At 63.0% G+C, this 20,969-nt stretch carries 21 protein-coding genes; 10 read left to right on the forward strand and 11 right to left on the reverse strand.

The features are described 5' to 3' along the window. Positions 1–10 precede the first annotated feature (10 nt). Genes E5678_RS01245 through folK form a run of 5 tightly spaced genes read left to right on the forward strand, consistent with a single transcriptional unit; the run spans position 11 to position 4,811 of the window. Positions 11–1,147: an AI-2E family transporter gene (locus E5678_RS01245; RefSeq protein WP_136176848.1), complete on the forward strand. Its 1,137-nt coding sequence runs from the start codon at positions 11–13 to the stop codon at positions 1,145–1,147. Positions 1,148–1,167: 20 nt separating this feature from the next. After that, positions 1,168–1,854, forward strand: coding sequence for a DnaA regulatory inactivator Hda (gene hda / locus E5678_RS01250; protein ID WP_136180571.1), 687 nt, complete (start codon positions 1,168–1,170; stop codon positions 1,852–1,854). Positions 1,855–1,871: 17 nt separating this feature from the next. After that, entirely contained in the window at positions 1,872–2,597 is a 726-nt protein-coding gene (locus tag E5678_RS01255; protein ID WP_210732029.1) for an HAD family hydrolase, read from the forward strand. Next, on the forward strand, positions 2,594–4,267 hold the full coding sequence (gene pcnB / locus E5678_RS01260; RefSeq protein WP_136176849.1) for a polynucleotide adenylyltransferase PcnB: 1,674 nt from the start codon (positions 2,594–2,596) through the stop codon (positions 4,265–4,267). The genes E5678_RS01255 and pcnB overlap by 4 nt, the downstream gene beginning before the upstream one ends. Before the next feature lie 46 nt (positions 4,268–4,313). Next, positions 4,314–4,811, forward strand: coding sequence for a 2-amino-4-hydroxy-6-hydroxymethyldihydropteridine diphosphokinase (gene folK, locus E5678_RS01265; protein ID WP_136176850.1), 498 nt, complete (start codon positions 4,314–4,316; stop codon positions 4,809–4,811). Here the strand turns inward: folK and E5678_RS22765 are convergent. After that, on the reverse strand, positions 4,792–5,049 hold the full coding sequence (locus E5678_RS22765; protein ID WP_136176851.1) for a tyrosine-type recombinase/integrase: 258 nt from the start codon (positions 5,047–5,049) through the stop codon (positions 4,792–4,794). The two genes, folK and E5678_RS22765, sit on opposite strands and share 20 nt — an antisense overlap. Positions 5,050–5,594: 545 nt before the next feature. Further along, positions 5,595–6,677: an IS110 family transposase gene (locus tag E5678_RS01275; protein WP_136176852.1), complete on the reverse strand. Its 1,083-nt coding sequence runs from the start codon at positions 6,675–6,677 to the stop codon at positions 5,595–5,597. Positions 6,678–6,890: 213 nt separating this feature from the next. Between E5678_RS01275 and E5678_RS01280 the strand changes: the two genes are divergently transcribed. Further along, the gene (locus tag E5678_RS01280; RefSeq protein ID WP_136176853.1) at positions 6,891–7,295 is read left to right on the forward strand and encodes an ACT domain-containing protein; all 405 of its coding nucleotides are present in this window, start codon (positions 6,891–6,893) and stop codon (positions 7,293–7,295) included. 101 nt (positions 7,296–7,396) lie between these two features. Here E5678_RS01280 and pdxH read toward each other — a convergent pair whose 3' ends face one another. Both pdxH and E5678_RS01290 read right to left on the reverse strand, forming a co-directional pair. After that, positions 7,397–8,035 carry a pyridoxamine 5'-phosphate oxidase gene (pdxH, locus tag E5678_RS01285; RefSeq protein ID WP_136176854.1) on the reverse strand — a complete coding sequence of 213 codons (639 nt, stop codon included), beginning with the start codon at positions 8,033–8,035 and terminating at the stop codon, positions 7,397–7,399. 89 nt (positions 8,036–8,124) lie between these two features. After that, positions 8,125–8,760 carry a gamma-glutamylcyclotransferase gene (locus tag E5678_RS01290; protein ID WP_247596874.1) on the reverse strand — a complete coding sequence of 212 codons (636 nt, stop codon included), beginning with the start codon at positions 8,758–8,760 and terminating at the stop codon, positions 8,125–8,127. 89 nt (positions 8,761–8,849) lie between these two features. Here E5678_RS01290 and E5678_RS01295 point away from each other — a divergent pair, with 89 nt between their 5' ends. After that, entirely contained in the window at positions 8,850–9,410 is a 561-nt protein-coding gene (locus tag E5678_RS01295) for an OmpA family protein (protein ID WP_136176855.1), read from the forward strand. 81 nt (positions 9,411–9,491) lie between these two features. On the opposite strand, the gene gloA is transcribed toward E5678_RS01295, so the two are convergent. Further along, complete coding sequence (gene gloA / locus E5678_RS01300) at positions 9,492–9,905, reverse strand: lactoylglutathione lyase (protein ID WP_136176856.1); 414 nt, start codon at positions 9,903–9,905, stop codon at positions 9,492–9,494. Positions 9,906–9,948: 43 nt separating this feature from the next. Then, positions 9,949–10,515, reverse strand: coding sequence for a PaaI family thioesterase (locus E5678_RS01305; protein WP_136176857.1), 567 nt, complete (start codon positions 10,513–10,515; stop codon positions 9,949–9,951). A gap of 196 nt (positions 10,516–10,711) precedes the next feature. On the opposite strand from E5678_RS01305, the gene E5678_RS01310 reads away from it, so the two are divergent. The 3 genes from E5678_RS01310 (at position 10,712) to E5678_RS01320 (ending at position 17,997) form a co-directional block, all read left to right on the forward strand. Further along, entirely contained in the window at positions 10,712–11,734 is a 1,023-nt protein-coding gene (locus E5678_RS01310) for a diguanylate cyclase (RefSeq protein ID WP_168708461.1), read from the forward strand. Beyond that, positions 11,731–16,569: a PAS domain S-box protein gene (locus E5678_RS01315; protein ID WP_136176859.1), complete on the forward strand. Its 4,839-nt coding sequence runs from the start codon at positions 11,731–11,733 to the stop codon at positions 16,567–16,569. The genes E5678_RS01310 and E5678_RS01315 overlap by 4 nt, the downstream gene beginning before the upstream one ends. A 174-nt stretch (positions 16,570–16,743) precedes the next feature. Further along, on the forward strand, positions 16,744–17,997 hold the full coding sequence (locus E5678_RS01320; protein ID WP_136176860.1) for an Hsp70 family protein: 1,254 nt from the start codon (positions 16,744–16,746) through the stop codon (positions 17,995–17,997). 35 nt (positions 17,998–18,032) lie between these two features. On the opposite strand, the gene E5678_RS01325 is transcribed toward E5678_RS01320, so the two are convergent. The 5 genes from E5678_RS01325 to E5678_RS22210 all read right to left on the reverse strand — a co-directional run bounded on the left by E5678_RS01325 (position 18,033) and on the right by E5678_RS22210 (position 20,868). Next, entirely contained in the window at positions 18,033–18,362 is a 330-nt protein-coding gene (locus tag E5678_RS01325) for a cupin domain-containing protein (protein ID WP_136176861.1), read from the reverse strand. 77 nt (positions 18,363–18,439) lie between these two features. Beyond that, entirely contained in the window at positions 18,440–19,228 is a 789-nt protein-coding gene (locus tag E5678_RS01330) for an SDR family oxidoreductase (RefSeq protein ID WP_136180574.1), read from the reverse strand. A 138-nt stretch (positions 19,229–19,366) separates the two neighbouring features. Continuing rightward, positions 19,367–20,341 carry a VCBS repeat-containing protein gene (locus E5678_RS01335; protein ID WP_136176862.1) on the reverse strand — a complete coding sequence of 325 codons (975 nt, stop codon included), beginning with the start codon at positions 20,339–20,341 and terminating at the stop codon, positions 19,367–19,369. Positions 20,342–20,408: 67 nt separating this feature from the next. Then, a complete protein-coding gene (locus E5678_RS01340; RefSeq protein WP_136176863.1) occupies positions 20,409–20,690 on the reverse strand; it encodes a DUF427 domain-containing protein in 282 nt (93 codons plus the stop codon). A 37-nt stretch (positions 20,691–20,727) separates the two neighbouring features. Beyond that, on the reverse strand, positions 20,728–20,868 hold the full coding sequence (locus tag E5678_RS22210) for a hypothetical protein (protein WP_168708462.1): 141 nt from the start codon (positions 20,866–20,868) through the stop codon (positions 20,728–20,730). Between the last annotated feature and the right edge of the window lie 101 nt (positions 20,869–20,969).

Here is a 20,969-nt window from a genome sequence, read left to right on the forward strand (position 1 = left end):
AAAGTCCAAGATGAACCTCAACCCTCAACAGATACGCATGGCCTCCTGGGCCGCCATCGCCGTGGTGAGCTGGCTATTGCTGTCGCTGCTGGCGCCGGTCCTGATGCCGTTTCTATTGGCGGCCGTGCTGGCCTACGCCCTGCATCCGCTGGTCGAGCTGCTGCATGACAGGCACATTCCCCGCTGGCTGGGGGCCGGCCTGGCGATTTTCCTGCTGATGCTGGTGCTCACTGCGGTGTTGCTGCTGATCGTGCCGGTGATCACCAAGCAGGTGCCCCTGCTCAAGGAGCAGGTCCCGCTGCTGCTGGACCGCCTCAATGATCAGCTGGTGCCGCTGGCGTCGCGCCTGGGGGTGGATGTGCGGATCGACGTGGGCCAGGTGCGCGAATGGCTGCGCCAGCTGGTGGCCGGGCATGAAAGCGATCTGCTCGACGGCCTGCTGTCATCGCTGCGCATCGGCGGCAGTGCCCTGGCGGCGGTGTTCGGCAACCTGGTGCTGACTCCCATCGTGGCCTATTACCTGTTGCTGGACTGGACCAACATGGTCGCGCGGGTCAAGGGCCTGATCCCGCCCCGCTGGCGCGCCGGGGTGCAGAGCTTTCTGGACGAAACCGACGAAGTGCTGGGCCAGTACCTGCGTGGGCAACTGCTGGTGATGGGTGTGCTGGCGGTTTTTTACACCGTGGGCCTGGCCCTGGTGGGGCTCAAGCTGGCCTTGCCCATCGGGGTGTTCACCGGTCTGGCGGTCTTTGTGCCGTACCTGGGCTTTGGTCTGGGGCTGATCATGGGTTTGCTGGCGGCGGTGTTGCAATTCCAGGGCTTGCTGGGCGTGGCGCTGGTGGGGGTGGTGTATGGCGTGGGGCAGGTGGTGGAGAGCATGTACGTGACCCCGCGTTTGCTGGGTGAGCGCATTGGTCTGCATCCGATCGCGGTGATTTTTGCCCTGATGGCCTTTGGCCAGCTGTTTGGTTTCGTGGGCGTGTTGATCGCTTTGCCAGCCAGCGCTGTGTTGCTGGTGGGTATTCGGCGCGCCAAGGCCAGCTACATGGCCAGTGAGCTGTATCTGGAAGATGGCACCGAGGGCTCGGCACAGTCGGACCTCGTGAGCCGCGCGAGCGCCCCTGGCGAGAAGGACACCCCCGCATGAGTCAGGACCGACAACCCCCCATGACGCAAATGGCGCTGGACATTGGCCTGGCGCCCGTGTCCACCTTGGGCAATTTTGTGCCGGTGGGCAATGAAGCCGCGCTCGAACACCTCAAGCTCTGGGCCGGCAACGCCTTGCGCTCGCCCGTGCCCACCTTTTTGTGGGGCGTGAGCGGCAGTGGCAAAAGCCATTTGTTGCGGGCGGTGCGCGAGGCCCTGCGCGAGCGGGGCAGCCGCGTGGGCTGGCTCGACGCGTCCATCTTGCACCCCACCGAGTTCGACGAACACTGGGACGCGGTGCTGCTCGACGATTGCCAGCTCTACACCGCCGAGCAGCAGGGCGCCGCCTTCAACTGGTTTGTGAACGCCCAGAACCCCGCGCACGGCAGCGCCCGCTGGGTGTTGGCCGCGGGCGACCGGCCACCGGCCGATCTGCAGTTGCGCGAAGACCTGCGCACCCGCCTGGGCTGGGGGCATGTGTTTCAATTGCACGCGCTGGGCGAAGCCGAGCGCCGCTCGGTGTTGCGCCGGGCCGCCGATGCGCGCGGCGTGTTTTTGAGCGATGAAGTGATGGATTTCATGCTCAACCGCTTCTCCCGAGATCTCTCCAGCCTCATGATGCTGCTGGACCAGCTCGATGCCTATGCCCTGCGCACGCAGCGCGCGATCACGATTCCGCTGATCAAGTCGATGCTGGAAAACGAATAGCCCTGTCCATGAATCTGATGCACTCCGACGCCATTGTTGCGCCTAAAAGCCCTGTTGCTGCGGCCCCCCGGGGCCTGCGCCTCGCGCTCTTTGACCTCGACCACACCCTGCTGCCGCTGGATTCCGACTACGCCTGGGGCCAGTTCACCGTGGCGCTGGGCTGGCGCGATGCCGAGAGCCACACCCGCGCCAACGACGCCTTTTACGAGCAGTACAAGGCCGGCAAGCTGGACATCGCCGAGTACATCCGTTTTGCCACCAGTGCCCTGCGCGAACAGGGCCTGGCCCAAGCCAATGCGGCGCATGCCCGCTTCATGAATGAGGTGATCCGGCCCGCCATGCGGCCAGCGGCCCAGGCGCTGGTGCAGCAGCACCAGGCCGCCGGCGACACCGTGATCATCATCACCGCCACCAACGAATTCGTGACCCGCCCCATTGCCCAGGCGTTCGGCGTGCCCGAGCTCATGGCGGTGGATCTGGAGCGCGATGCCAGCGGCGAGCCCACCGGTGAAATCCGGGGCACGCCCTCGTTTCGCGAGGGCAAAGTGGCACGTGTGGAACAATGGCTGGTTGCCCGCGGCCTTTCCTGGGCCGATGTGACGCACAGCAGCTTCTACAGCGACTCGATCAACGACCTGCCTCTGCTGGAAAAAGTGCAAGAGCCCGTGGCGACCAATCCGGACGCCCGGCTCCAGGCCATCGCTGCAGAGCGTGGCTGGCGCATTCTCAATTTATTCGAATGATCAAAAAATTCATCGACAAGCTGCTGGGCAAAACCAGCGCCCCCCGGACCGCCAAGGTCTCCAAATTTGGCAAGCGCGAAGATGTGCCCGTTGAAGTGCACGGCATCGACCGCAAATTGGTGGACGAACGCGCGCTGGACGTGGTGCACACGCTCAAGCAGGCCGGCTTTGAAGCCTTTGTGGTGGGTGGCGCGGTGCGCGACCTGCTGCTGGGCTTGCGCCCCAAAGACTTCGATGTCGCCACCAGCGCCACGCCCGAGCAGGTCAAAAGCCTGTTCCGCCGCGCTTTCATCATTGGCCGGCGCTTCCGCATCGTTCACGTGATCTACGGCCGTGGGCGCGACAACGAGGTGATCGAAGTTTCCACCTTCCGCGCCTTCCTCGACAGCGCCGACGCCGAGCAGGTCAAGGGCAACGAGCGCACCAGCAAGGGTCAGCTCTCCACCATGAAACACGCAGTGGACGCCAGCGGGCGTGTGCTGCGTGACAACGTCTGGGGCTCGATCGAACACGACGCCGCGCGCCGCGATTTCTCGATCAACGCCATGTACTACGACCCCGAGTCGCAGATCGTGGTCGATTTCCACCACGGCATCCGCGACGCCAAGAAAAAGACGCTGCGCATGATCGGCGACGCCGCCACGCGCTACCGCGAAGACCCGGTGCGCATCATCCGCGCCGTGCGCTTCGCCGCCAAGCTCAACGCCCTGGGTTTCAAATTCGACGCCAAGACGCTGGAGCCCCTGGCTTCTTCGCGCAACCTGCTGGCCGATGTGCCGCAGAGCCGTTTGTTTGATGAAATGCTCAAGCTGCTGCAAACCGGCCATGCGCTGGCCAGCATCGCACAGCTCAAAGCTGTGGGCCTGGCCACCGGCATTTACCCGCTGCTCGATGTGGTGGTGGAGCGGGGCGACGATCCGTTTGTGAAGCTCGCCTTGCAAGACACCGACCGCCGCGTGGGCGAAGGCAAGCCCGTGGCGCCCAGCTTCCTGCTGGCCTGCGTGTTGTGGGCCGATGTGCGCAAGGGCTGGGAGCGACGCCTGCAGCCGCGCGGCAACCAGCGTCCACCACCGCCCTTTGCTGCCCTGCAAGACGCCGTGGACGAAGCCTTTGACAACCGCATTGGCGATGTATCGGGCCGCGGCAAGCTGGGCTCGGACATGCGCGAAATCTGGATGATGCAGCCGCGCTTTGAAAAGCGTGTGGGCACCTCGCCCTTCAGCCTGGTCGACCAAGGCCGCTTCCGCGCAGGCTTCGACTTCCTGCGCCTGCGCGCCCAGGTGGGCGAAATCGACGAAGAGCTGGCCCACTGGTGGGAAACCTTCCAGAACGTCAGCGACGATATGCGCGCCGACATGGTCGACGCCCAGCGCAAAGAAAACCAGAGCAAACCTGGCTCGGCCAAGCCGCGCCGCGTGAAGCCCACCGACGCCGACCACCCGGCTCAGGAAGGGCAGCAACAGCCCGATCCGCGTTTCCGCGACGACAACGACGGCACCGACAACGGTGGCGATGCCGAAGAGGGGGGCTCCGCCCACCCCGATGGCGACAACGAAGGCACTGCGGCCCCCAAGAAGCGCCGCCGCCGTCGCCGCAAGCCCACGGGTGGTGCCGGTGGGGGTGAGGGCGCAGCGCCCGGTGCAGGCGGCGGTGGCGCCGCCGGCGAATAGACCCGCCCTTCAAGCCCCTCAAGACCCCCAGGCCAGACCACAAGCCATGACGACGGCAGCCACACCACCGCGCCCGGAGGTTGTGGCCTATGTGGCCTTGGGCGCGAACCTGGGCGATGCCCGGCTGGCCGTTCACGATGCTTTCGCTGCGCTGAAGTGCCTGCCCGGTACCCGGCTGGTCAAGGCGTCCAGCGTGTACCGCACAGCGCCCATCGATTCCAGTGGCCCCGACTACATCAACGCCGTGGCCGAAGTGGCCACACACCTCACCGCGCCCGAGCTGCTGTTGGCGCTGCAGGGTATCGAGCTGGCGGCCGGCCGTGAGCGGCCATTCCTGAATGCGCCGCGCACGCTGGACCTGGATTTGCTGCTGTATGGCTCGGCCACCATCGAATCACCGCACCTGACGCTGCCGCATCCGAGGATGTGGGCGCGGGCGTTTGTGTTGGTACCGCTGGCGGAGGTGGCGCCGGTGCTGGTGTCGGGTGCAGCGCTGGCCGCAGTGGCAGCGCAGGGTGTGTTGGTCAGCTCGGCGGCCGACTGAGTGTCAGGCCAGCACATCCAGCGGGCTGGCGGTGCCGCCCGCGGCCACCTTGGTGTGCGTGTGTGTCAATCATGGTCGTCGACACATCCGAATGCCCCAATAATTCCCTCACCGTTCGAAAATCGGTACCCGCCTGCAACAAATGGGTGGCAAAGCTGTGGCGCATGGAGTGAACCGAAACGGGCTTGCAAATGCCCGCGCTCGCCGTGCCCTTCTTGATCGCCCCCGCTGCAGCCATTCTTCAAATGAGTGGTGGCGACGCTCGACGCCAGAGCGTAGGGCCACCGAAAAAGCAAGCGAAGGAAGCGACCAGAACCACCCCCAAGACTGGCCAAGCTTGGGGTATTTCCGGTTGAGTGCATGAGGCGTTTCCAACCCCGCTCGATCGGCCCGCTGGTCCGCATCCCAAACAGCGCGGGCTCCTAGCGATCAATGATGACGCGCCGGTCGAAGTCCACATCTTTGATGCGCAATCGAAGACCGTCATATATGGACTCCCCCACAAGGGCAAGAAACTGATTGATGTTTTGGCTGTTGGGGAATCGCCTGCAGTCGTATATCCGGCATCTGAGGTGGACTCTGTTGTGGTCCGTGCCAGCATGGAATCTGCGGGACCGGCGCGCCAATCGTTACAAGCGGCAGGCAAGCTGCCGGAAGGGTTATCGGCGTCAGACGGTCTGGGGTGTGCCCGGTTGGCCATGTGGGTCAATCAATCTCGTCGCAAGCGGCGTGGGTGGAAACAAAACTCGTTTTGGGTGATGGCTGTTCGTTTGGGTTTGCCCTTCAGGCAGGCATCACAAAACTCTCTCGGTGGATCTTTCTGTTCAGCCGTTCGGTTTCACCGAACGGTACCTTGTCCCTGAGCGTGGCGTAGCAAATACGCGCCAGCTTGTTGGCCAGCGCACAGGCCGCCTTGTTGTGGTTCGACCGACGCTGCACATCCAATGCCCAGCGGCGCACCCCACACACCTCGCGCTCTGCTGCCTCAGCCACCTTGGCCGCTCGCAACACGCTCCTGGCGCCGTGCGTGAGCAACATGCGCAAATAGCGGTCCCCACGCTTGGAGATCGAGCCAAGAAAGCGATTGCCTCCAGATGAATGCTCGCGCGGCGTGAGACCGAACCAACTGGCAAAGTGGCGCGCATCCTTGAAGTGCGTCACATCACCCGAGGTGGCCGCCACCAGCGCCGTGGCGGTGAGCAAACCGATCCCCGGAATCGAGAGCAGCGTGGTGCAAGCTGGGCTCAGCCTGGCCAGGGCGGCCAGCTCCCGTTCCAACTGGGCGATGCGAGCTTCGAGCAGGCGCACTTCTTCGACCAGCAAGCGGGCCGTGCCCCGGATCAGCTCAGGCACAGCGGAACCCGGATCGGCCAGCACCCGGCTGATCGCCTCCAGCCCGGTGCGAGCACCCACGGGAACCGCGATGCCAAACTCACGCAGGAAACCGCGCAAAGCGTTGATGCGCGAAGTGCGCGTGCCCATCCACAGCGAGCGCACGCGGTGCAAGCCTTGCAAAGCTTGCTGCTCGACCGACTTCACGCGCACCGGGCGCATGTCGGAAGCGCGGGCGGCTTCGAGCAAAGCCGCCGCATCGGTGGCATCGGTCTTGTTGCGGCGCACATAGGCGCGCACGTATTGCGCGGGCAGCAGGCGAACCTCAATGCCCAGGCCATTGAGCCAGCGCGCCCAGTGGTGGGCCGAGCCGCAGGCTTCCATGACAACGAGAGATACAGCCCGATTTGCGAACCAGCGCTCGAACTGCAAACGCGTGAGACGCTGCGTTTCAACGATGCGCCAATGCTCATCGGCCACAGCTATTTGGAAAACGGATTTGGCCAGATCGACGGCCACAGTAGTAGCATTCATGTCGGACTCCTTTCGTTTGGATGAAGACCTGATCCCCACGCCCATGAAGACCAGAGCGCGAATGTCGCGCAAACAAACGGGGGAGTCCATCCCATCACTCAAGGGGACACGCAATGGCGTGCGCCGCTTGGCCGTCATTTCATTCTCGGCCAAGCACGACCCGCCGTGCATGCCGATCACCTCAAACGTGAGCAAAAGAAGGAATCTTAAACTATGCCAGGTATTGTTGAATTAGACGAGCTGTTGAAATCGATGTCACCAGAGATCCAAGATGGTGAATACGTATTCTGCACACTTCCCAGTGATAATTTGGATTATCAACATCTTAATCCATTGGCCACATTCAAGGAGTCTGAAGGCTTAACCATAATAATTCCAGTTGAATCGGCAGTGCAAGAAAAGTTGGCTTTTGAAGGCGTATTCAAGCAAATTACGCTGACTGTTCATTCAAGTTTGGAAGCCGTCGGATTGACTGCAGCAGTTGCAAATAAATTGGCATCATATGGCATAAGCGCAAACGTCATTGCCGCTTTCTATCATGACCATGTATTTGTGCAAACAGAAAAAGCAGAGCAAGCTTTATCAGCGTTAAAAGAGTTCGGCGCAGAGGCCAGCTAAATCGCTAACCAGGCGTTGCACTCGGACTTGATACAGTTGTCGCGGTTCTTTCGAAAAAAGTGGCAAAAAGAACGCCAACATACCCGCCAGTGAACGCGGCGTTACGGCGCCAGCCGCTCCCGCAGCCACCCAGCCCCCTCGGTCTGCTGGCTGTACCGCAACCGGTCATGTAGCCGGCTCTTGCGCCCTTGCCAAAACTCCCAGGTGTCTGCCTTGAGCCGGTAGCCGCCCCAATGGGGAGGGCGGGGAGGTTGAAGCAGAAACTTGGCGCCGAACTTGGCGGCGTTGGCCACGAGCACGCCGCGACCGTCGATCACCTGGCTTTGGGGGCTGGCCCAGGCGCCGATGCGGCTGTCTAGCGGGCGGCTGTGGAAGTATTCATCGCTCTCGGCGTCGCTCACTTTTTCCACCACCCCCTGGATGCGCACCACGCGTTCCAGCTCAACCCAGTGAAACTGCAGGGCCGCAAAGGGGTTGCCGGCGAGTTCCTGGCCTTTGCGGCTGGCGTAATTGGTGTACCAGACGATCCCGTGTTCATCGAATCCCTTGATGAGCACGATGCGGGTGCTGGGGCGCAGATCGGAGCCCACGGTGGCCAGCGTCATGGCGTTGGGCTCAGGCACTTCGCTGCTGATGGCTTCGCCCAGCCATTGTTCGAACTGTTTCATTGGATCGGCCTGAGAGGCGGATTCGTTGAGTTCGGCTTTTTCGTAGCTTTTGCGCAGGTCGGCTATGTTCATGGCCGCAGTATAGGCAGGGTGCCGTGCCAGGGGTTTGCGTGAGGTCAAGAACTGCTGGCGGCGGGGCGGGCGTGTAGGGGTTGCCGATCTCAGGTGTTCTGCTTCAGCAGGCGTGCCAGCGCGTGGTCTTCGATGCCGTGGGTGCGCAGGCCTTCCAGGGTTTGTTGGGCGTAGTCGAGCGTGCTGCCGTAGCGGCCGGTTGAGTGCGTGAAGATGTCGCGGTATTGCGCGGGGCTCAGCGTGCCGGTGAAGTTGGGGCTGCGGCGGGACAGGGTGAAGGCCAGGGCGCGCACCGGGCCCTGTTTGGTCTGGCAGTGCACCCATTTGGGGTCGTACACCGGGTTGGGCATTTCCCGCACCCACAGGGCGGGCATGATGGCTTCGACTTCCTCAAAGGGCAGGCGCACGGCCACGCCCTGGCAGCTGCCGCCGTTCATCAAGGCAAACACCAGGCCGGGCCGCTCGTATGTGCCGCGGTTGACCCGGCTCCACATGCGCAGGCAGCGGTGGTAACCCTGCACATGGGCCAGTCGCTGTTCGGCGGCCTGGAATTCGGGGCGCCACACCAGCGATGCATAGCCGAACACCCAGAGATCGGGCCGAGGCCCCTGGGCGCGCCATTCCGCCAGGGTGTCTTGCATCATCTGCGCGCCGTCGCGCTGTGCTGGGTCCCAGGGGTTGGGCTGGGTGGCGGTGTTGGCAAGGTGTGGGTCAGGTGATGCCATCTACAATCAAGGGTTGTCCAGAGCACGGGGCATTGGCCCGCGCTGGATCAGTTTCAAAAAACCTATTATTTCTCACGGAGTGTGACCCCATGTCTTCCCAAGATAACGACCAGGACACGCGCGTTGTCGCGGTGGTGTTGATTTCGACCATTTTGCTGGCCGTGGGGCTGGCGCTGGGTGTGGGTATTTCCAAAGCGCGCAGTGGTGGTGCCACCGAATCGGGCGAAGTAGCCGTGGCCGCTGCAGCGCCAGCTGCGGATGCGCCAGCCGATGCTGCGCCGGTTGAGGCCGATGGCGCAGCGGCGCCCGCCAGCAACGACGACGCCAGCGTGGTGATCGAAAACGGGGTGGTGAAGTTTTACTTCGCGTCCGCCAAAGCCGATCTGGCGCCGGGTGCCCTGGTTGCATTGGGTGATGCGATCGCCGCGGCCAAGGCCGGCAAGCGACTGGTGTTGTCGGGCTTCCACGATGCTTCGGGCAACGCCGCCATGAACGCCGAGCTGGCGGGCAAGCGCGCGCTGTCGGTGCGCGATGCGCTGGTGGGTGCAGGTGTGGCCGAGTCTTCCATGGATCTCAAGAAGCCAGAAGAGTCGACGGGCTCGGGCAACGATGCCGAGGCACGCCGCGTGGAAGTCACGATCGTCGAATAAACGCTGGCCGCAGACGGACACAAAAAAGCCCGGCACTGACCGGGCTTTTTCTTGGGCGCTTGCCTTGCGGGGAACGCAGGGTCAGCGCAATCCGCCGCCGCCGGCGTGTTCCGGGCGCTGGATAAGTTCGATCTTGTAGCCGTCGGGGTCGGTGACGAAGGCGATCACGGTGGAGCCGCCCTTGACGGGGCCGGCTTCTCGCGTGACATTGCCACCCGCAGCCTTGATCTTGTCGCAGGCGGCGTAGGCGTCTTCCACGCCCAATGCGATGTGGCCATAGGCGTTGCCCATGTCGTACTGCTCGGTACCCCAGTTGAAGGTCAGCTCGATCTCAGCCTGGCCGGGGTTGCCGCCGCCATAGCCCACAAACGCCAGCGAATACTTGTATTCCGGGTTTTCAGAGGTGCGCAGCAGTTGCATGCCCAGCACGTCGGTGTAGAAATCGATGGATCGCTGGAGGTTGCCCACGCGCAGCATGGTGTGAAGAAATCGCATTCGGGAAGCCTTTCGCTTGCTCAGTGTTTCGGTGTGCCTTGGATTATGTCGTTGCACCGCTGGCGGGTGGGTGCTTCATCTCGAATACCAGGCAGGTTGTGGTGGCATGGGCGTAGAGCGTGCCGTCGGGGCCGATGAGGCGGGCGTCTGCGGTGGCGAGCTGGCGGCCGCAATGGATCACACGCCCGATGGCACGCACACGGGGCACCTTGGGTGTGAGCGCCTTGACGATGTTGACGCTGAGTTCGGCGGTGGTGTAGCCGCGACCAGCGGGCATTCGGGTGTGCACGGCACAGCCCAGCGCGGAATCGAGCAGGGTGGCGAACCAGCCGCCGTGCACCGTGCCCATGGGGTTAAGGTGCTGAAGGCCGGGGGTTCCCTGGAAGGTGGCCACGCCGTCTTCCACCCCGATGATCAGGAAATCCAGCGTGGCCGCGATGGCGGCATGGGGGATCTCGCCGTTCAACATGGCCTGCATCTGCTGCAAGCCGGTTTTGCCTGCGATCTGTTCGGGTCGGGCCACGCCTGGACCGGGGCCTGCATTCAAACGCTCCAGGGTTGAAGCTTCTTCGGCCAGCCATTGTTCGAGGGTGTGATTGGGTGCGGTCATGCCATGCTTGAGATTTAGTTGTATATGCAATTATCTTACCGGGTGCAACTTGTCATGGCTGTCACCGATGCGGCGCGCCCGGTCTGGGGGGGTTATGCCTCATGGGAGCTCCGTTCAACTTTTCAGCCCGCCGGCCGATGTTCTGGGTATGAAGAGGGCGCGCCGTTGGGGCGGGCCGAATGAAGGAGCAATCCGCATGGAACACAACATCTTGCTGGTGGACGACGATCCGGGACTGATTCGGGTGATGGCCCGCATGCTCGCCGGGCAGGGCCAATTCCGCTTTGCCACCACAGGCGAAGCCGCCTTGCAACTGGCGCGCGACTGGCAGCCCGATTTGATGGTGCTGGACGCCGAGCTGCCTGGCATGAGCGGCTTTCAGGTGTGCGAGACCATGAAGGCCGATCCGGTCTTGCGCGATGTGCCGATCATTTTTGTGACCAGCCATTCTGACCACGATTTCGAGGTCAAGGGCCTGGGCCTGGGGGCGGTGGACTTCATCGCCAAACCCGTCAACGAGGCGCTGGTATTGGCTCGGGTCAAGACCCAGTTGCGCATCAAGCGCCTGACGGACGAGCTGCGGCGCAATGCAACCAAGGACCGTGTCACCAAGCTGGCCAACCAGACCAACTTTGAAGAGACCCTGTCCAAGGAGTGGGCGCGTGGCCTGCGAACCGGTACAGCCGTCAGCCTGCTGTTGATCGGGCTGGACCACATGGATGCGTACGGTGAGCGCTACGGTCATCAGATGGTGGACAAGACGCTTCGCAGCATCAGCCAGGCCTTGCTGGAAACGTGCACCCATCCCGCTGATTTCCTGGCGCGATTCGACCGCAACACCTTTGCCATGCTGCTGCCTGGCAGCGACCGCGAGCACGGTGAAGAGCGTGCTCACGCGGTGCTGGATGCCATTGAGCAACTGGGCATTGATCACGACACCTCGCCCTTGTCGGGCCATGTGACGGCGACCATCGGAATGTCGGTCTACGACAGCGCCAGCACATGCTGGGTCGAGCCGCTGGCCGCGGATGGCGTGGGTGAGTTGCCCGAATGCGATGCGCAGGCCTTGTACCGGTCGGCGAAGGGTGCGCTTAAAGCGGCTCGCCTGGCTGGGTGTGCGCAATCGTGGTGGGCAGACATTGGGCAAGATGACGCGCAAGCCCGCGCTGAAGAAATCTCGGCCCACAGCCGTCCAGCCTCGTTGCAAGCGATCGCATGAACCCCTCCGGCGCCCCCCGCGCATGGGCCACGCTGGTCTTGGCGACAGGGCTGGCGCTGACCGGCCTGGCTGCACACTTTCAGCGGCACACGAACCTGAGCGCTGCTCAGGTGCAGTTTGAAGCCGAGTCTGCACAGGCTGTGGCCGCGGTGGTGGACCGCCTGCATCTGTATGAATTTGGGCTGCGCAGTGTGCGCGGCGCGGTGCTCGCGGGTGGGGTGGACGCCATCAACCGCAAGCGCTTTCTTGAGTACAGCGAGTCGCGAGACTATAAAGTCGAATTTCCTGGTGCCCGTGGGTTTGGTGTGATCCGGCGGGTGTCGCCGGCCGGGCAAGCGGCTTTTGTGCGGCGGGAACGTGCCGACGGCATACCGGACTTCACGGTCAGGCAATTGAACGCGCATGACCGCGAGCGCTTTGTCATTCAGCACATTGAGCCGCTGGAAATCAACCGGCAGGCCCTGGGGCTCGACATTGCCTCGGAGCAAAACCGCCGCGGCGCAGCCATGCGTTCAATGCGCACGGGTGAAGCCACGCTCAGCGGCCCCATCACCCTGGTTCAGGCCACCGGCAAGCCTTCGCAGTCGTTCCTGCTGCTGATGCCCATTTACCGGCCCAATATGCCGCTGCGCAGCGAGGCCGAGCGGGAACTCGCCTGTATCGGCTGGTCGTATGCGCCCTTGGTGATGGCCGAGCTGCTGAACGGCCTCGATCTCTCCAATGGGGAGCTCATGCTCAAGCTCTCAGACCGGGGCGACGAGGCACCCGTGGTGTTTTTTGAGTCGCCTGGTGTGGCGCCGCCACCTGCCAGGGCATTGACCCAGACTATCGAGTTTTCCGTTCACGGCCGCAACTGGTCGGCCCAACTCAACCCGACGCCTGTTTTCTTTCAGCGTCTGAACCAGACAAGTCCAGCGCAGGTTGCCAGCATTCTGGCCGGCCTGTCCGCTCTGCTGTCCTTGCTGGTCTACCTGGTGGCCACCGGCCAGGCGCGCAAGCGCCAGATGCATCTGGCCCATGCACACCGTGCGGCCATCGTCGAAAATTCCCTGGACGCCATCATTGTGGTGTCGCTGGATGGCCGAGTGGTGGACTGGAATCATGGCGCCGAGAAGATGTTTGGGTACCTTGAGAATGAGGCCACAGGGCAGCTGCTGCGCACCTTGCTGCTACCCCCCGAACGCTCCGAAGAAGACGCAGTGATTCTGGTGGCCGTCAGGAGCGGGCGGACCGCCAAACCCTTCGAGACGACCAGGCTGTGCCGCGACGGACGTTTGCTGCAGGTTTCGATTGCTGTGTCGCCCCTGATGGACGCAAACGGCCAATGTGTGGGCTTGTCCAAAGTGATACGCGATATGAGCGAGGCGCACCAGGCGCAGCAGGCCCTCTCAGACCTCAATGGACAGCTTGAAATCCAGGTGCAAAGCCGCACGCAGGCGCTCAACGAAACCCTGCACGATTTCCGCAACATTCTGGATGCGCTGCCATCCATGATCGGCTACTGGGACATCAACAGGGTCTGCCGCGTCGCCAACAGGGCCTATGCCGAGTTTGTTGGCATGGATTCGTCGGACCTCGTCGGCCGGTCGATGGAAGATGTGCTCCCCGAAAACATGCTGGAGATCAGCCGTCCGCACATTCAGGCCGTGTTGAGTGGCGAGCCCCAAACTTTTGAGGAGACCCTGGTGGCCTGCCATGAAGGCGTCCCCCGGCAACTCTTGGTGTATTACTTGCCGGACATCGTGGATGGCGAAGTCAAGGGCTTTTATGTCTTGGTCCACGACCTCACCGAGCTGAACGAGAGCCGCCAGCAGCTGGCACTCGCGCAGCGCGATTCGGCCGCTTTGCTGCAAGCGATTCACCAGCATGCCATCGTGTCGGTCACGGACCGGGCGGGCACCATCGTTGAAGTCAATGACAGCTTTTGCACGATCTCGGGCTACAGCCGTGAAGAGTTGCTGGGTTACAACCACCGGTTGATCAATGCGGGGGTGCATAAAGCTGCTTTCTGGGACAACATGTGGGCGACCGTTTCGTCGGGTAAGTCCTGGCGCAGCGAGGTCTGCAACAAGGCACGGGACGGTTCTCTGTACTGGGTGGACAGCATCGTTTCGCCCGTTGTGGACGCCAGCGGCGAGGTCGAAAAATTCATTTCTATACGGACCGACATCACCGAGCGCAAACGCCTTCAAGCCGATGTGGCCGAAGCGCACCGGTTGCTGGCAGAACGTGAGCGCTTCCTGCGCAGCATCACCGACCATTTGCCGGTTCGCATCTCATACACCAACAGTCTGGGCGAGTTCCAGTTTGTGAATGCCACCTACTGCCAATACCTGGGCCACAAGCGCGAGGAGATCATCGGCAAGACGCGGACCGAACTCTTCCCATCGTGTGCAGGCATCGAATCCTTGCCCATTGAAGACGCCTTGCTGAAAGGCGTCGCTCAGCGCGTCGAGCACGACGAGGTCATGGACGGTGTTGTGGTCAGTATGGACACCCACCTGGTGCCTGATTTGGCGGGCGACGGCGCGGTTCGCGGTCTCTACATGGTGAGCACAGACATCACCGAGCGCCGCCAGGCTGAGCGCGAGTCGCGCCAGACCATGACCTTGCTCAATGCGGTGCTGGCCGCCGCTTCTCAGGTGTCCATCGTGGCAGTCAATCGCGATGGTGATATCAGCATTTTCAACAAGGGCGCCGAGAAGCTGCTGGGCTATCGCCAGGAGGAAGTCGTGGGCAAGATGTCCACCCTGCAGTTCCATGATGAGCGGGAAATGCGCCACCGTGCCGAAGAGCTGTCACGGCAACTGGGTCGAACGGTACAGGCCGGCAAAGTGTTGATCGATGCTGCGGAGCTGGGGCATTCCCGTGAATGGACTTATGTGCGCAAAGACGGCGTGGGCATCCCGGTGTCATTGGGTGTGACCGCCATGTACGACGACCAGAATGAATTTGTGGGCTACCTTGGTATTGCGCACGATGTGAGCCAGCAAAAGGAATACGAACGCTCGCTGCGCGAAGCCGTGCACAAGGCCCGTCGAGCCAACCAGGCCAAAACCCATTTTCTGGCCAACATGAGCCATGAAATCCGAACGCCCATGAATGCTGTCATCGGCTTGTCGTATCTGCTGGAGCGGACCGAGCTGACCAGCGAGCAAGGTGGTTTTCTGGCCAAGATCAAAGTGGCGAGCAAATCGTTGCTGTCATTGATCAACGACATCCTGGATTTGTCCAAGATTGAAGCCTCCGAGCTGAAAATTGAGCGCGCACCTTTCAGCCTGGCGAGTTTGCTGCGCGACATTTCAGAGCTGGTCTCGGTGCAGTCAGAGGCCAAGGGGATCGACTTCCAGCTTGACCTGCCACCTGAGATACCCCAGGCATTGGTGGGCGATTCGACGCGGCTGCACCAGGTGATGCTCAACCTGTTGACCAACGCGATCAAGTTCACAGACGAGGCGGGTTCGGTGCAGCTCCTGGTGACCCGGGTGGGGGGGGCCTCAGACATTTCACGCCTGCGTTTTGCGGTGCGCGACACCGGTATCGGCATGACCGAAGCGCAGATGGGGCGGCTGTTCACGCCGTTTGCCCAAGCAGATGCGTCCACAACCCGGCGCTTCGGTGGTACCGGATTGGGCTTGTCGATCGTGAAGCAGCTGGTCCAGCTCATGGGGGGTGAACTGGGCGTGACCAGTGAACCGAATGAGGGCAGTGAATTTTGGGTTGAGCTCGACTTCGGTCTGGGTGACGTAGAGATGCTGCCCGCGCCGGCGGCCGGAGACCAGCCGGCCCCGGGCTTGGGTCTTCAAGGCCTGCGCGTGCTGGTGGCCGATGACAGCGAAATCAATCTCGAAGTCGCCCGCCGCGTGCTGGAGCTGGAGGGCGCAGAGGTCAGCCTGGCCCTGAACGGCCAGGAGGCCATTGATCAGTTGCTCGCCAACCCACAGGGGTTTGATGTGGTCTTGCTGGATCTTCAAATGCCTGTGCTGGACGGCTTCGACACCAGCCGGCGCATACGCAGTGGCCTGGGCCTGCAGCATTTGCCCATCATTGCCCTGAGCGCTTCGACATTGAGCAGTGAGATGGAGTTGGCCAAGCGAGCCGGCATGAACGACTTCGTCAGCAAACCGTTTGAAGTGGCGAACCTGGTGGGCTGTATCCGGCGCTGGATACACAACGGGGGCGCACCGCAGTCGTCGGCACCCCAAGGCGTCCCGCCGCGCAGTCCCTTGGTCTGGCCCCATATCGAGGGCATCGATTCGGACGCGGCTTGCCGGCGCCTGGGCGGCGATCAGGAATTGTTTTTCTCCATGCTCAAACGCCTGCTGGCTGAGTTCGCGACGCTTGATCGCAACGCTGCGCCGGTGGATGCGGGCGAATTGCAAGCGCTGGCCGCACAGTTGCACAAGCTCAAAGGCAGTGCAGGCACCTTGGGCGCCCAAGCTGTGGAGCGGGCTGCGGCCATGGCCGACAAGGCTTGCCGTACCCAGCAGGTGGATCAGGTTGGGCACTTGCTGGCCGATGTGGTCGAAGAGCTGAACCATTTGCGCCAGGCTGTCCAACCCTGTCTGGCGGCACATGAAGCCCAGGTGGGAGGGGAGGCGTCGCAGGGTTGTACATCCGTCGAACCTGCCGAAGTGGAGGCGCTGGTTGAGTGCTTGCTGAGCAACGATCTGGGGGCGATCGATCGGGTGAACGCAATGGCCACGGGGTTGAAGCACGGTTTGGGGAACGAAGGTTTTGCCCAGTTGCGCGAGCAGGTCAACAACCTCGAGTTCGCAGCCGCAGCCTCGATGCTGCAGGGCCTGTGTGAACCTGCTGCCGATGTCTCAGGCTGAGGGGGGTCCCCGCTGATCAGCCCGCCTGGACCCGACAACGAGCCCAAACGGGCACACATCCGAGCTTGTCGTGGCGAAGGTCATGAGAGCGGATGAGGGGCGGTGTGCCGGAAATGGCAGAATCCTTGGTTGCCCGGCTCACACCCGGCCACCTTGTTTCCCCCACCGCTCGGCATGACTGCACCTCTCACCGGTACCCTTGGCATCGACTTCGGTACCTCCAATTCGGCCGTTTCCTGGGCCCAGGGCAATGGCGCGGCGCGCCTGATTCCCCTGGAGGGCGAGGCGATCAACATGCCGACGGCGGTGTTTTTCAACGCCGAAGACCAGTTCACCCACTTTGGCCGCGATGCCGTGGCCCAGTACCTGAGTGGTACCGAAGGACGGCTCATGCGCTCGCTCAAGAGTCTGCTGGGCAGTCCCTTGCTCATGGAGACCACCGAGGTCAACGGCCATGCGGTGAGTTTTCTTGACATCATTGCCATTTTTCTGGGCGAATTGCGCGAGCGAGCGAGTGAGGCACTGGGGCATGAGCCCACGCGGGTGGTGATGGGTCGGCCCGTGCACTTTGTGGACGATAGCCCGGAGCGCGATGCGCTGGCACAGCATTCGCTGGAAGATGCGGCCCGGCGGGTGGGGTTCGAGCACGTGAGTTTTCAGCTAGAGCCTATTGCGGCTGCGTTGGACTATGAGCGCCGCCTGAGTCGCGAGAGTCTGGTGCTGGTGGTGGACATTGGCGGGGGTACCTCGGATTTCACGGTGGTGCGCCTGGGCCCGAACCATGTGGGCAAGGCCGATCGCCTGAGCGATATCCTGGCCACCACCGGTGTGCACATCGGTGGCACCGACTTCGACCAGAAGCTCAGCCTGGGCGGTGTGATGCCCTTGCTGGGCTACCGCCACCATGGGCCAGAGGGCCGGGAGGTCCCCCACCGCGTGTTCATGGATCTGTCCACCTGGCACCTGATCCAGTGGCAATACCTGCCCCGGGCGATCAGCCAGGCGCAAAACCTGCGCACCAACTACAGCGATCAAAATCTGCACCGGCGCTTGATGACGGTGTTGCATCAGCGCGAGGGCCATCGCATGGCCTTTGAGGTTGAGCAGGCCAAGATCCGCTGCTCGGTGAGCGATGCGCCCACCGCGGTGGATCTGTCGTGTCTGGAGAAGGGTCTGAGCGCGCCTTTGGCCCCTGAGCACATGGACGCCGCGCTCGCCGCCCAGCTCGAGCGCACGGTGGCCTGCGCGCGCGCCTGCGTGGAACAGGCTGGCCTGGACGATGGTGATCTGGGTGCCCTGTACCTCACCGGTGGCTCTTCCGCCTTGCGACCCTTCCAGCGTGCACTTCAAGCCGCGTTCCCGGGTGTTCCCATGGTGGAGGGGGACTTGTTTGGCGGTGTGGCCTCTGGCCTGGCCTATTCGCGCTGATGCGTTGAGGGCGCTGGGCGATGGCTCGCCAGCGCTCAGGGTTTCAGAACGATGGTCACCAGCGCAGATGCGTCTTGCAAGGCGGTCACGCCATGCTGGGTACCGCCCTTCAAGAACAACAATTGCCCGGCCTTCAGGATGTGGCTTTCGCCGTCCACGGTGACATCGATCTCGCCTTCGATGCAGTGGATGGTGATTTCACCCAGTACCTGGTGAGGTGGGAATGATTTTCCCGCCTGCAACACCAGCCGAATCAGTTCCAGCTGATCGGACTTGAACAGCGCCTTGGTGGGTTCGGTCGCCAGTCGGCTTCCCATCGGCTGAACGTCGACAGGGTCTCCGGGGCGTGTATGAGTGAGGGCCATGCTGCAGTATGCCCCGCCGCCGGATGGACTTCAAGCGTTTCTGCGCCGGCCTGGTGAGGCCGCAGCGCAAAGCCCGATCAAACCGGTACGGTGTAGTTCAGGGCCATGCGTCCGCCATCCACGGTGACAATTTCTCCGGTCACGTAGCTGGCCGCATCGCTCGCCAGCCAGGCCACCACATCGGCCACCTCTGCGGGTGTGCCCAGGCGTTTGAGGGGCGTGCGGCTGAGGACTTTGTTTCGGGCGGCTTGGCTGGTGAGCACCGCCTGGGCGGCGAGCTCCGTGGCAATGGTGCCGGGCGCGACGGCGTTGACCCGGATACCCTGGTCAGCCAGGGCGAGGGCCATGGCGCGCGTGAGCTGGTTGATGCCGCCCTTGCTGATGTTGTAGCTGGCCATTTCGGGAATGGCCAGCACACCATTGACCGAGCTCATGTTCACGATGCTGCCTCGGGTACCGGTCAACACCATGCAGCGCGCCACGGCCTGGGCCACCAGAAAGCTGCCTTTGAGATTCACCCGCAAAACCGCATCGAAGTCGCTTTCTGAGATGTCCAGAAAGGGCGATGCCCTGAACATGCCTGCGTTGTTGACGAGGATGTCCACCCGGCCGAAGGCCTTGACCACTTGGGCCACCATGGCGTCCACTGCCGCGCTGGATCCGACATCACAAGGGAGGCAAACAATGCCGAGTTTTCGGGCCCAGGCAGGCGCGGGCAAAACATCGGCCACGACCACCCGCGCGCCTTCGCTGGCGAAGCGGCGCACACAGGCTTCGCCAATGCCCTGGGCCCCACCGGTGACGATGACCACCCGGCCCTGGTGGCCGAAATGGACGGGAGAAATCGCTTGTGCTGGATTGTTCATGGCGCCGATGGTAAGCCAGCCCAGCGTGGTGCGTTGTGTCGCGTTCACGGGGGACCGACTTCGCCAACGGTTGTTCGCGGCTGGCACGTTCAGACCCATCCGCTGAACCTGCTGCTCCCATGCCCGTGGGGCGCCGGCTCAGTGCGTGAGGGTCACGCGCGATGTGGTGCGGTCAGACAGGGTGGCGCATGCCGATCCGTCGCTTCGCAGACCCAGGCGTTCAACCAACCCGGCCATGGGCACCAGATCCGCGAGCTCGTTCCACTGGCCGGGCGCTTCCCAGCGCAGGGCATGCAGGGCGCGCCGCGTCATGTCAGGCACCACGATGGTTGGAGGGGTGCCGGGTTGCTCCACGATCACCGCCAACGCTTGCTCAACGGCCCCCATGCGGTGGTTGGACACGTCCATGGCGTTGGCGAACGGCACCAGCCGTGGGGGCCGGTAGTGGTACAGCGTGAGCGTGCCCCCGATGTGGGGCGTGGTCACGCTGGCCACGTCGGGCTTGCCATCCCCATCAAAGTCGGCGACACCCACCGGGTTGAGCCAGCGGAAGGTGGAGCCCGCACGGGGGCTCGTGGCACGGCGCACCAAGCGTGGCGGTGTGGCGGGCTGGCCGCTGTGAACCACCCCCCACACCACCACAGCCGCTCCGCGCAGGGCATCGGCTTCGATCACCAGGATTTCATCGCGCCCATCGCCATCCAGATCGGCCAGGCGTGGCACACGGTCTTCAAACACGCGGTGCAGGGGCAGCTCCACCGAAGCGGTGGTCCAGCCGCCTTGGCCATCCTGGACCAGGGCGTGCAGACTGGCTGCGTGGGTTTTGGCGCCCAGGGCGCCGTGGGGATAACGCAGCGTGGGAGATGCGAGCCAGACCCACGCGATGTGGTTTTGGCCCGGCACGGCCTGGCTGTCTGGAATGCGCTGCTGAGCGGCGCGGGGGAGGGGTGTTTGTAGCGGTGCCGGCCCCGTTGGGGCAGGGCACACCGAATGGGCCTCGACCATCAAGCCCATGGCCTTGGCCTGGTTGGCCCACAGCACTGTGGCCGCACAGAGGGCTGTGAATGTCAGGCGGATCGTTGTGCGGCGCAGGCGCGGGTGGAGAGCAGGCATGGCGATGAGTCGCCATCAGCCGGTGATCCTTACACCGCGCAGCCCCGGGCTTGCCGCCGGAGCGGCTTCAGGCCGCGACCTTCACACCCTTCCAGAAGGCGACCCGTCCGCGGATGTTGTCGGCTTCGGCTTTGGGTTCCGGGTAGTACCAGACCGCGTCGGGGTTGAGCTCGCCGCTGACCAGCAACGAGTAGTAGTGTGCCTCGCCCTTCCAGGGGCAGCTGGTACGGTGGTTGCTGAAGGAGACGAAATCGCGGTTGAGCGCAGCCTCGGGAAAATAATGGTTGCCCTCCACCAGAACGGTGTCGTCGCTTTCGGCAATCAGCACGCCGTTCCAGGTGGCTTTCATGGGCATTCTTTCGTTAGATTCAACAACAGGGGACGGGTCACTTGTTCTTTTCTTTGCCGCGGGGCGCTACCGAGGTCATCGGGGCCACGGGGCGGTCGGACGTTGCTGGGCCCTTGGGCAAAGCGTTGTCTTTTTTGGGTTTCTTCGACATCTTTTCGTTGCGCTGTTCTTTGCTCATGGTAGCTCCATCAATATGCCGCTGATTGCGGTCGGTGGCGCGATGTTAAATCATCATCGCCACACTGTGCACACTGGTCAAGTTTCCAACCGGTTCACACT

This window comes from Hydrogenophaga sp. PAMC20947 (assembly GCF_004795855.1).
GTDB lineage: Bacteria > Pseudomonadota > Gammaproteobacteria > Burkholderiales > Burkholderiaceae_C > Hydrogenophaga.